Genomic DNA, 11,673 nt, shown 5'->3' with positions numbered 1-11,673 from the left:
GGGGACTGCCTGCCGTTTCCGGTTCGGTGCGCGGGGTCGGGCCTTCGGCTGCTGCTGGGTCAGAAGCCGTTGGCGAGGTCGCGGGCGTGGTCGCCCGCCTTGTCGAGGGTGTCGGCGAGGAGCTCTCCGTTCTCGCCGACCGAGGAGAGCGTGGAGCCGATCCTGACGATCAGCTCGTAGAGGTTCTTGGTGCCGTCGTCGACCTGGCTGTGGTACTGCTTGCCGATCTCGTCGTTGCCGCCCACCCGCAGGTTGATCTCGTTGATGTGGGTCGCCTCGGTGTTGAGCTGGGTGACGAAGTCCTTCAGCTCGAAGAACTCGGCGAAGCTCTTCTTGAGCATCGCCGTCTTGGCGGTGGTCCCCTCAGCCACGGAACTCCTCCTGGCGGCCCGCCTTCGCCTTCTTCTTCTCCTCGTCCTCATAGCCCGGGGCCATCGCCCACAGCGGTTCGAGGATCTCGTCCAGCTCGCTGCCGCCGGTCATCGAGAGCCGCAGCGTCTCGCCGATCCCGTCGAACCGGGAGATCCGCTCGGCGACCTGCCGGCCGACGTCGGCCCGGGCCTCGTTGAGCACGTCGGTGAGGACCTTGGCGAGTTCGGCGGGCGCCATCTCGCGGTAGTCGTCGGTGTGGAAGGTCATCGAGACGACCTGGCCCTGCGAGCCGACCTTGACGGTGACCATCCGGTCCTTGGAGGTGACCGAGCCGGTGAGCTCGTTCATCTCCTGCTGCATGGCCTCGGCCCTGGCCAGCTCGGTCTGCATCTCCGCCATCGCCTGGGCGATCTGCTCCGCGAACGGGTTGCTCATCTGTTCGTCCTTTCGTCTGCCACGGCGCTCAGCGCCCGATGACGCCTTCGACGGCCCCGGTCTGGGTGCCCCACACCTCTTCGTCCTCCGCCAGCCAGGTGGTGCGGCGGCGGTCCTTCTCGCCGCCCGCGCCGGCGCCCGCGCCGCCCATGCCGGCACCCGGCGGCATCATCGGCGGCATCCCGCTGGAGGTGGTGGGCGTCTGCCGGCCGGTCAGGGCGGCCTGCTCCTGGGCCGCGGCGCGGGCGGCCCGCTCGGCGGCGGCGCGCTCGGCGTTGGCCTGGTCGACGGCGGCCTTGGTGATGGACGGGTCGCCGCCGGCGGCCAGCGCGCGGTTGCTGAGGCCGCCGCCCATACCGGTGATCATCGGGCTGCCGCCGAGGCCGAGCGAGCCGCCGGCGCCGGAGCCGCCCGCGCCCAGGCCCATCGTGTTGTAGGAGAAGCCGCCGGTGCCGAACTCGTTGGGCGTCAGCAGGTCGTCGCCGCTGCCGCTGCCGTCGATCCCGGCGGCGGAGTAGCGGTCGGCGAGCAGCTGCCGGTACTGCGAGACGGTGTTGCCGTCGCCGTCGCGCAGGATTCCGTCCGGGCCGATGGTGTAGCCGGGGCCGGCCACCATCGGGTTGCCGGCGGAGTCCAGGACGGGGTTGCCGCTCTCGTCGACGATCCGGCCGTCCTTGGTGATCACCGAGCTGGGGGGCACGACCACCGGCCGGTTCGACCCGGTGCCGCCCGGCAGGAGGCTGTCGGGCAGCGGGCCGGAGTTGAGGCCGGGGAACGGGTTGCCGATCAGGTTGGGGCCGCTGCCGGAACCGCTGCCGCCGGTGCCCAGATCGAGGTTCGGCGTGCTGCCGCCGTTGCCGAGGTTGAGGTTCGGCGTGCTGCCGCTCCCGCCGTTGCCCAGGTTGAGGTTCGGCGTGCTCCCGCTGCCGCCGGACCCGCTGCTGCCGCCGCCGAGGTTGAGGTTCGGAGTGTTGCCGCTGCCGCTGCCGCTCCCGCCCTCGCCGAGGCCGAGGTTCGGCATGTTCCCGCTGCCGCCGCTCCCGCCACCGGTGATGTCCTTGATGCTGGGGCCGCCGTCCTTGTCGCCCCCGCCGCCGTTGCCGAACTCGTTGATCTTCTTGTTCAGCTCGTCGATGGTCTTGTCGGGGTCGTCCTTGCCGCCGTCCTTGCCCCCGTCCTTGGTGGGGTCCTTGGTCGGATCCTCGGGGGCCTTCGGGTCGGGCATCATCAGCGGGAACGGCTTCAGCGGCCGGGCGGCGTTGCCGATGGCCGTGTAGGACAGGGTGAGCCCGGTCAGCGCCCGCTCGGCCTCGGTGTCCAGCCACTTCACCACGTTGGCGAGCCAGATCTGCCGGGCCCGCTTGTCGACCTGCTTCCAGAAGTCGACCGACTTGGGATCGCCGAACGGCGCCCCGGTCACGGTGATCGACAGGGAGCCGAGCACGCCTCCGCCCTCGATCTTGCCGTAGTCGTCGGCGGCGCCCTTGAGCGGATCCTCCCTGCTGTGCCAGACCGGGTTCCGGTCGGTCGACCTCTCGATCTTCAGCGTCGCGCCCTTGAGCCCCTCCATCAGCGCCGCGGTGACCGCGTTCGTCGGCCAGGCCAGGGGCGATCCCCACCAGCCCTTGAAGCCCTCCCACAGCTGCGAGATCCAGGTCTTGACGCCCTGGTCCATCGGGCGCAGGTGGTTGTCCACAGCGGCCAGGCGGATCATCCGGTTGTCGGCGTCCATCTCGTTGCGGAACGCCAGCAGCAGGGTCCGCATGGCGTTCGCCGCGCTGCCCTGCCAGTCGCCGTCCTCCTCCCCGATGCCCTTGACCCACTCCGTCCCGATCGCGGTGATCCAGCCGTCGAGGAAGGAGCTGAAGTTCTTGAGGGTGTCGGCCGCCCTGGTGAAGACGGCCGGGTCGAGCCGGTCGTTGGCCTTGACCGAGCCGTCGATGAACTGCTCCAGCGGCTTGCGGCTGGCCGTCCACCCCGCGAACTTGGCGCCCGGGCCGTCGAGGTTCGGGTACTGCACGCTGGTGCCGACGACATAGCTGCCGTGCTTCACCGTCGCGCTCTTGCCCTCGGTGTAGGTGAAGTACCAGGCCACCCAGCTGTCGAGCTTCAGGTCGGTGCCGTCGCCCTGGACGCCCTGCCAGCCCGCGTGGACCACCTGCTTGCGGACGTCGGTGTTGAGCCAGGGCTTCTCGTCGTCGACCACGTCCGCGCGCTTGGTCGGAGCCTTGTCCGCCGACGAGCCCAGGAAGGTGAGCGCGTCCTCCCAGATGTACACCATGGCATCCCCTCTCACGGCCGTGCCCGACCTGGCGTGGCGCGGGGCCGGCCCGATGCCCGGACCGGCTCCGCGGTGGTGGCGGGGGTTCCCGCCGGATTACTTGGTGCCGGTGCCGGAACCCGAGGTCAGGGTCCGGTTCGCCACCTTCATGAACTGCGCGTAGTCCAGGGACTCGTCCAGCGCGTTGTTCAGGTAACGGTCGGCGAGCGAGAGGTCGACGATCAGGGTGTCGAACTGCTCGATGATCGTCGCCAGCATCTTCGCGATCGAGTCGTCGTACGCCTTGAGCGCGGTGGCCAGCGTGCCCGGGGCGGTGAAGTTCCCGGAGTTGTTGCCGACCAGGAACGGCGCGCTGCCGTCGGCGTAGGCCCGCAGCTCCCGCACCGGCACCGACGTCAGGACGTCCTTGAGGAACACCTTGATGGTCTTCTCCGGGAACGTCGCCAGGTAGCTGTCGGTGATCTTGACGGTGCCGCCGTCGCCCTTGTCCCCGTTGTCGTCGTCCGCCACGCCGGTCAGCCCTTGACGTGGTCGAAGTGGGTGCTCGCCCGCATGTCCGCGTCGTGGATCGCGTCGCGGATCTCGGTGAGCGCGACCTTGGCGTTCTCGATCTTGCCGGTCATCGCCTTGTCGGAGTTCTCCAACTGGGTCGCGAGGGCGTCGGCCGCGGTCGAGAAGGCACCGATGAGCTCGACGCCGATCTTGCTCCGGAGGTACTCCTTGAGGTCCTCCATCTGGGCGTGCATGGTCTTGGAGTGGGCGTCCAGGTCGTTGATCGCGGTGTCGACGCCGGCGTAGTGCAGTGACATGTGCCCGGTCATGGCGGGGTTCCCTTCGGTTCAGCGGTCGGTTCGGCGGACGGCGGGCTACTTCGGGTTCAGGACGCCCTCGACGTAGGCCGCGGGGCCGGTGCCGCCGTCGCCGAGGCTGTTCTTCGCGACGTTCAGGGTGTGGTCGCCGGTCGCGGTGAAGATCTGGCTGGTGTCGCCGAACTTGGCGTGGAAGGCGTCGTAGTCGCGGCTGACCGCCGCGTACTGCTCCAGCCAGGAGTTGATGTTGTTCTGGAAGGTGGTGCTGGCCGCGCCCTCGAAGCTGTCGCGGATCGCCGTGTTGATGTCCTCGATGTACATGGCGGTGGCCTTCATCGCCTCGTACTTCGCCTCGATCTGCGTCCTGACGTCCTGAAGGGCCTGCTGGCTGACCGTCGTCTGCTGCTGGACCACGTGAGTACCTCCTCGGTGCCGCCGGCCGCTGCCGACCGGCGCGATTCGCCGCGGGCCGGTCGGACCGGCCCGCCAGGGTGAACGGGACGGCTCCGCCGGGTGGTTCACCCCGGCGGAACCGCCGCGGCTCAGCGCGTGCAGCGCCCCTCGCCGGTGACCGCCGGCTGCACGATGCCGCCCGCCAGCGGCGCCGGGTCGAGGCTGGGACCGGTGGGCAGCAGCGACAGCACCCGCCCGGGCACCGCCGTGGGCGCCGTCTTCGCGTAGCCGAGCCGCTCGGCCACCGCGGGCGAGGCGAGCGGGTACTTCACGCCGGTGTCGGTGACCAGGTACAGCGTGCTGCCGAAGCCCGCCCCGGAGACCGCCCGGACCAGGGCGCCGCCGCCCGGGCGCACCGCGATCCGGTCCGCCGGGGTGCAGCTGGGCAGCACACCGGGCTGGAGCACCGGCGGCAGGCCGAGCACGGGCGTGGCGTCCAGCACGGAGACGTCCAGGTCCCCGCCGTCGGAGGCGGGCCGCAGCGCCGCGCACAGCGCCTGCTCGGAGCGGGCCGGCAGCAGCGTCGGCGGCCGGCCGGGCAGTCCCTCAGGGGCGAAGGCCGTCGCGGCGGAGGCGGGCGCGGTGTGCGCGGCGAGGTCGGCCGCGCCGACCGCCCCGGGCGTCACCTGGCCGTTGGCGTAGGCCTCCTGCTGGGTCCGGGGATCGCCCTGCAGCAGGGCGAACTGGGTGGCGGTGACGGCCACCAGGCCCTGCTCCGCCAGCAGGTACCGCTCCTCGCCGGTGCCGGTGAACAGCTGGCCGACCCGGGTGGGCCGGCCGGAGAGCGCCGGTCCGTCCTTGCCCCGGCCCGGCACGTCCGGGGCGCGCAGCTCCGGCCCGGCCGGGAAGGCCGCCAGGAAGGAGGCGGTGACCGGGACGGGCACGGCGGCGGACCAGCCGAGCGCCCGCACCGCGCCGCCCGCCGCGTCCGCCGTGAACCGGCGGCCGTGCCAGAGCAGGTGGACGGCGCCGTCCGGGCCGCTCACCAGGACGCCCTGGTCGCCGGCCGGGCGGCCGGTCTGGCGGGTGCCGATGGCGACCGAGAGCTGGGGTGCGGGCTTGGCCGCCGCGGACCCGGCGCCCGTGGCGCGCATCGTGCAGAGCAGCCAGTCGGCGCCGGCCGCGGCATTGGCCGCGGGCAGGCCGTCGGGCGCGCCGACGATGCCGACCGGGGTGCCGCGCGGGGCGCCGTCCAGCGAGCGGGCCGACACCTGGTCGACCTTCAGCTGGCCTCCGGCGAGCAGCCGGGCGCTGGCCTCGTTGAGCACGGGGTGCAGCAGGCCCTGGGCGTAGACGTAGCGGGCGCCGCTCTCCTTGACCACCACGAGGGTGCCGGACTGCTTCCAGCCGCTCGCGCCGCCGGGCCTGATCAGGCCGTAGACACCGGCCCCGGCGCCGATCAGCAGGGCGACGGCCAGCCCGATCGCGGCGCCGCGGTTGGTCCGGCCCACGGGGGTGTCGGGGGCGTCCGGCTCGGCGCGCAGGACGCCGGCGGCGACCCGGCTCATCACGAACAGATGGGCCTGCACCTGGTCGCGTCGGGACTGCATGGTGGTGGTCCTCCTCGGTACGGGTGCTCGGGTGCGGCGGGACGGGAACGGGCCTGCGGCCGGGGCGGCCGGCTCAGCCCGCCAGGCCGCGCATCGCCGCGTAGAAGCCGAACACCTGGAGCGCGAGCGGCAGCAGGGCGAGCGCGGCGAGCGAGTGCAGCAGGTCCCCGGCCCGGCCCCAGTAGGGCAGCAGCCGGCGGCCGGGGACCGTCCACGCCGCCACGCAGAGCGCGGTCGCGGCGGCCGGCATCACGGCGAACACGACCAGCCGCGCACCCGGCGAGGCGTCCCACCCCAGGCGCGCCACCAGCAGGCCGAGGCCGATCGCGCCCGGCAGCAGCAGGGCGAGCCGCTGGCGCAGCCCGCCGATGTCGCGGGCGTGCAACAGCAGCAGCACCGAGAGGTCGGCGGCCATCGTCGTCGGGCCCCAGCCGCCGTCGCGTGCCAGCGCCAGCAGGGCGACCGTGATCGCGCAGGCGGTGCCGACCGCGATGAAGAACCCGGCCAGGAAGCTGTCCGCGACCAGGCTGCGGGCGAGCACGTCCTCGGCCGGGAACGGCTCGATCTCCTCCTGGAGTTCGTCGGCGTTGCGGGGCAGCGCGGGCAGCCGCAGCCCGGCCAGCTTGAACGCCAGGCCGGGCACGAACGCGCCGAACAGCACCGCGACGGCGGCGACCGCCGCCGCGATGTGGGTCGTGGGCGAGCCGGAGGCGGCGAGCGCCCCGGCGGCGAGGGTGAGCGAGGCCGTCACCAGGAGCCCGGCGAAGAACGGTCCGGAGCCGACCAGCGCCGGCGCCAGCACCGTGGCGCCGACCGCCGCCGAACCGCCCGCCAGCAGCCGGGCCGGGCCGGTGACGCCGGGGACCAGGGCGGCGGCCGCCGCCGCATGGACCACACCGGCGGCGGCCAGCGCCGTTCCCGCCGTCGGGTCCCGGAGCAGCCGGGCCGCCGCCGTCCCCCCGGCCAGCAGCAGCACCGCGACCACCACGGCCGCGGCGCAGCGGGGCCCCTCCGGGCCGGGCCGGGCGAGCAGCAGCAGGCCGCCGGCCAGCGTGGCCAGGGCGAGGGCGAGCGCCAGGCGGCGGGTGGCGGCGGGCCGCCAGGAGTCGCCCCTGGCGGCGGTGCCGGTGCGCACGCCGTCCACCAGGTCGTCGAAGTGCACCTCGGGCAGCGCCTCGCGGCCCGGGCGCAGGAACAGCTCCTCACCGTCGGTCAGCCCGAGTTCCTCAAGGGTCTGTTCCTCGTCGAGGGGCGCGGCCCCGAGGCGCTGGAGGACCCAGCCGGAGTGCTCGGTGCCGCTCTCCGCGACATCGGGGCCGGCGTAGCCGAGGACGGCCGGCAGCAGGTCGGCGAGGACGACGTCGCCGGGCAGGGCGAGTTCGAAGGCGGCGCCGGGGGCACGGAACCTCAGCCGTACCAGTCCTGTCGCCGCCGTGGTGGTGCTCACCTGTCGCGTCCTCCCGTGGAATCGGCCTGCCGGTTCTCCCGTCACACAGGTACGGCCCGCACCGGGCGGTCGGTTCACCCGCCCCCGGGCGGCGCGGTGAACCTCCCGGGTCGCGCGGGCCGTAGGCCCGAGTGCGGTGCGCCCCGAGCCGTCGGGCCCGCCGCCACCGGCGCCGACGGCGGCGCCGCGAGAGGAGAGCCCCGTTGAGCGTGGTCCTGGTCGATCGTCCGCCCCGGCGCCCCGGCCCGGCGATGCCGGACGGCGAGCTTCAGCTGCAGGAGCCGCCGGTGCTCCCGGAGCAGCAGAGCGGCATGTCCAACATGATCGCGATGGCGCCGATGGCCCTGAGTTCGCTCTCGATGGTGATGATCTTCCTCAACCCGCAGTCCGGCGGCGGGCCGCTGACCTACGTGGCGATGGGCATGATGGGCCTGTCCGCCGTCGGCATGCTGGTGACCCAGCTGATCCGCGGCGCCAGCGACCGCAAGCGCCAGCTGCGCGGCGAACGGCGCGACTACCTGCGCTACCTCTCCCAGGTGCGCCGCCAGGTCCGCCGCCACGTCGTGAACCAGCGGCTGGCGCTCGCCTGGCGCCATCCCGCGCCGGACTCGCTCGTCTCGCTGGCGCGGACGTCCCGGCTGTGGGAGCGCCGGGCGGCCCATCCGGACTTCGGCGACGTGCGGATCGCGACCGGATCGCAGCGGCTGGCGGTGAAGCTGGCCCCGCTGGCCACCCAGCCGGTCGAGGACCTGGAACCGCTGTGCGCGCACGCGCTGCGCCGCTTCATCCACGCCTACGGCTCGATCGCCGACCAGCCGATCGCCGTCCATGTGCGCGGCTACGCGCACATCCTGCTGCGCTGCGAGCACCCCGTGCCGGAGGCGGACCCGGCGGACGGCGAGGACCTCGCCGTCCCGCACGCGCCCGCCGGAACGGAGCCCGCCGAGGCCGCCGACCCCGGGCCGGCCCGGGCGCTGGCCCGGGCGATGATCGCCCAGCTCGCGTTCTTCCACGCCCCGGACGAGCTGCGCGTCGCCGCCGCCGTCGCCCCCGGGCTGCGCGCCGAGTGGGCCTGGCTGAAGTGGCTGCCGCACGCGCTGCACCCCACCGAGACGGACGGCGCCGGCCCGGTGCGGCTGGTCGCCGACTCCCTGCTGGAGCTGGAGCAGCTGCTGGGCCCGGAGTTCGCCGACCGGCCGCCGTTCGAGCCGGAGACCCAGCCCGGCCGGGACGAACCCTTCACCCTGATCCTCCTGGACGGGGTGAAGCTGCCCGGCGGCAGCCGCGCCCTGCTGGCCGGCTACCGCAACGCCGTGCTGCTGGACGTCTCCGGGGCGGTGGAGTGGAAGCACGCGCCGTTCCGGATGCGGCTGCGGATCACCGGCGACCGGCTGGACCTCGTCACCGCCGACCGCAACCGGCGGGAGGAGACCACCCCGCTGGGCCGCCCGGACGCGCTGGGCCTCCCGGCCGCCCGCCGCTACGCCACCACGCTCGCCCGGTACCGGCTGGGCGACGCGATGGACGTCTCCGAGCCGCTCAGCACCGACTTCGACCTGACCTCGCTGCTGGGCATCAACGACCTGTACCAGCACGACATCGCCCGCAGCTGGGCCGAGCGTCCGCGCGGGCGGCGGCTGCGGGTGCCGATCGGCGTCGGCGCGGACGGCAAGCCGGTGGAACTCGACATCAAGGAATCCGCGCAGGGCGGCATGGGCCCGCACGGCATGCTGATCGGCGCCACCGGCTCCGGCAAGTCCGAGCTGCTGCGCACCCTGGTGCTGGCGCTCGCGCTCACCCACTCCTCGGAGACGCTCAACTTCGTCCTCGTCGACTTCAAGGGCGGCGCGACCTTCCTCGGCCTGGACGCGCTGCCGCACACCTCGGCGGTGATCACCAACCTGGCCGACGAGGCCGCCCTGGTCGACCGGATGCGCGACGCGCTGCACGGCGAGATGAACCGCCGCCAGGAGCTGCTGCGCGCGGCCGGCAACTACAGCTCGCTGCTGGACTACGAGACCGCGCGTGCCGCCGGCACCCAGCTCGACCCGTTGCCCACGCTCTTCGTCGTGGTCGACGAGTTCAGCGAACTGCTCTCCGCGCACCGCGACTTCATGGAGCTCTTCATCATGATCGGCCGCCTCGGCCGCTCGCTGGGGGTGCACCTGCTGCTCGCCTCCCAGCGCCTGGACGAGGGCCGGATGCACGCCCTGGAGTCCCACCTGTCGTACCGGGTCGGCCTGCGCACCTTCTCCGCCATGGAGAGCCGCGGCGTGCTCGGCGTGCCCGACGCCTACCAGCTGCCCTCCCAGCCCGGCAACGGCATCCTGCGCAGCGACATCGCCACGCTCACCCGGTTCAAGGCCGCCTACGTCTCCGGCCCCTACCGGCGCCGGCGGGGCGCCGTCCAGCAGGCGGCCGTGGCCGGGCAGATCGTCGCGTACGGGACCGAGTACGTCGCGCCGCGCGACCCCGACCCGGAGGTTCTGGCCGCCGAGGAGGCCCGGGAGGCCGCCGAGGAGGAGGCCCCGAACCTGCTGGACCTGGCCGCCGCGCGGATGCTCGACGCCGGTCCGCCCGCCCACCAGGTCTGGCTGCCGCCGCTGGACACCCCGCCCACCCTGGACGAGTTGCTGCCGCCGCTCACCCCAGGGCCCCGGCACGGCCTGGCGCCCGACGGACGCCCGGCGGTCGGCACGCTGACCGTCCCGGTGGGCGTGGTGGACCGCCCGTTCCAGCAGATGCGCGAGCTGCTGACCGCCGACCTGTCGGCCGCCGGCGGCCACGTCGGCGTCGCGGGCGGCCCGCAGAGCGGCAAGAGCACCCTGCTGCGGACCCTGATCACCGCCCTGGCGCTCACCCACACGCCGCAGGAGGTCCAGTTCTACTGCCTGGACTTCGGCGGCGGGACGCTCTCCTCGCTGCGCGGGCTGCCGCACGTCGGCGGCGTCACCGGGCGCCACGACCCGGAGCGGATCGGCCGCACCATCGCCGAGGTCAACGGCGTCGTCGCACGCCGCGAGGTGCGGTTCGCCCAGCTGGGCATCGACTCGATGACGACGTTCCGCCGCCGCAAGGCCGCCGGTGACCCGGAGCTCGCCGACGACCGCCACGGCGACGTCTTCCTGGTCATCGACGGCTGGGGCACCCTGCGCCAGGAGTTCATGGAGCTGGTGGCCGCGCTGGCCCCGATCGCCTCCCGCGGCCTCAACTACGGCGTGCACCTCGTCGTCTCGGCGGCCCGCTGGGCCGAGATCACCGCCGGCGTGCGCGACCAGTTCGGCACCCGTTTCGAGCTGCGCCTGGGCGACCCCATCGACTCCATGATCAACATGCGCGCCGCCGAGACCGTCCCGCACAGCCCCGGCCGCGGCCTCACCAAGGAGCGGCTGCACTTCCTCAGCGCCCTCCCCCGGATCGACGGGCAGGGCGACGCCGACGACCTCGCGGACGGCATCGCCGACCTCGTCGACGCCGTCAACGAGCACTGGACCGGCCCGCGCGCGCCCGAGGTGCGGATGCTGCCGCTGCTGCTGGACGCCGCCTCGCTGCCCGCGCCCGAGGGGCGGCTGCGGGTCGCCATCGGCCTGGAGGACACCGCGGTCTCGCCGCTCTGGCACGACTTCGAGGAGTCACCCCACCTGCTGGTGGTCGGCGACAGCGAGAGCGGCAAGACCAACCTGCTGCGCCTGCTGGTCGCCGGCATCACCTCCGCCTACACCCCCGCGGAGGCCCGGATCATGCTCGTCGACTTCCGGCGCGGGCTCTACGAGTGCGTGCCGGAGGAGTACCGGCTGGGCTACGCCGTCTCGGTGGACGTGCTCCGGCAGGTCGTCACCGGCGCGGCCCGCGCCATGGAGGCCCGGCTGCCCGGCGAGGAGATCAGCCCGGCCCGGATGCGGCTGCGCGACTGGTGGACGGGCCCGGAGCTGTTCGTCATCGTCGACGACTACGACCTCATCCCCGGCGCGATCGGCGCCGGCCCGTTCGGCCCGCTGCTCGAACACCTGGCGCAGGGCACCGAGCTCGGCCTGCACCTGATCGTGGCCCGCTCGGCGAACGGCATCGGCCGGGCCTACAGCGACCAGGTGCTGCGCCGGCTCCAGGACGTCAACACGCCGGTCACCCTGCTCTCCTGCCCGCCCAGCGAGGGCACGCTGTTCGGCAGCGTCAAGCCGCGGGTGCTGCCGCCCGGCCGCGGTCTGCACATCACCCGGCGCCGGACGGTGCAGGTGCAGACCGGGCTGATGCCGGAGCCGGGCGAGGCGGACGGGGCGGACGGGGCGTCGGAGGGGTCGGGGTGAGCGGTGAACCGGGGGCGCGGCG

Annotated in this window: 9 protein-coding genes; 1 reads left to right on the top strand and 8 read right to left on the bottom strand. The window is 73.8% G+C overall.

What is annotated here, in order from left to right:
• Positions 1 to 59 precede the first annotated feature (59 nt).
• The 8 genes from ABTX81_RS23590 to eccD form a co-directional block, all read right to left on the bottom strand.
• A complete protein-coding gene (locus ABTX81_RS23590) occupies positions 60 to 371 on the bottom strand; it encodes a hypothetical protein (protein WP_350548866.1) in 312 nt (103 codons plus the stop codon).
• Positions 364 to 807 (bottom strand): YbaB/EbfC family nucleoid-associated protein, encoded by a 444-nt coding sequence (locus ABTX81_RS23585; RefSeq protein WP_350548864.1) that lies wholly within the window; start codon positions 805 to 807, stop codon positions 364 to 366. The genes ABTX81_RS23590 and ABTX81_RS23585 overlap by 8 nt, the downstream gene beginning before the upstream one ends.
• Before the next feature lie 28 nt (positions 808 to 835).
• Positions 836 to 3,088, bottom strand: coding sequence for a hypothetical protein (locus ABTX81_RS23580; protein WP_350548862.1), 2,253 nt, complete (start codon positions 3,086 to 3,088; stop codon positions 836 to 838).
• Positions 3,089 to 3,184: 96 nt separating this feature from the next.
• Positions 3,185 to 3,598, bottom strand: coding sequence for a hypothetical protein (locus ABTX81_RS23575; protein WP_350548860.1), 414 nt, complete (start codon positions 3,596 to 3,598; stop codon positions 3,185 to 3,187).
• Between the two features lie 5 nt (positions 3,599 to 3,603).
• Positions 3,604 to 3,909 (bottom strand): hypothetical protein, encoded by a 306-nt coding sequence (locus ABTX81_RS23570; protein ID WP_344345404.1) that lies wholly within the window; start codon positions 3,907 to 3,909, stop codon positions 3,604 to 3,606.
• 45 nt (positions 3,910 to 3,954) lie between these two features.
• A complete protein-coding gene (locus ABTX81_RS23565; protein ID WP_350548858.1) occupies positions 3,955 to 4,311 on the bottom strand; it encodes a hypothetical protein in 357 nt (118 codons plus the stop codon).
• Positions 4,312 to 4,439: 128 nt separating this feature from the next.
• A complete protein-coding gene (eccB, locus tag ABTX81_RS23560) occupies positions 4,440 to 5,900 on the bottom strand; it encodes a type VII secretion protein EccB (protein ID WP_350548856.1) in 1,461 nt (486 codons plus the stop codon).
• Positions 5,901 to 5,973: 73 nt separating this feature from the next.
• Positions 5,974 to 7,347, bottom strand: a complete 1,374-nt coding sequence (gene eccD, locus ABTX81_RS23555) for a type VII secretion integral membrane protein EccD (protein WP_350548854.1) — start codon at positions 7,345 to 7,347, stop codon at positions 5,974 to 5,976.
• A 251-nt stretch (positions 7,348 to 7,598) separates the two neighbouring features.
• Here eccD and eccCa point away from each other — a divergent pair, with 251 nt between their 5' ends.
• Positions 7,599 to 11,651 carry a type VII secretion protein EccCa gene (eccCa, locus tag ABTX81_RS23550; protein WP_350548969.1) on the top strand — a complete coding sequence of 1,351 codons (4,053 nt, stop codon included), beginning with the start codon at positions 7,599 to 7,601 and terminating at the stop codon, positions 11,649 to 11,651.
• Positions 11,652 to 11,673 lie beyond the last annotated feature (22 nt).

The sequence above is a fragment of the Kitasatospora sp. NPDC097605 genome, assembly GCF_040302725.1.
Taxonomy (GTDB): domain Bacteria; phylum Actinomycetota; class Actinomycetes; order Streptomycetales; family Streptomycetaceae; genus Kitasatospora.
This window is presented reverse-complemented; position numbering and strand designations above follow the sequence as displayed.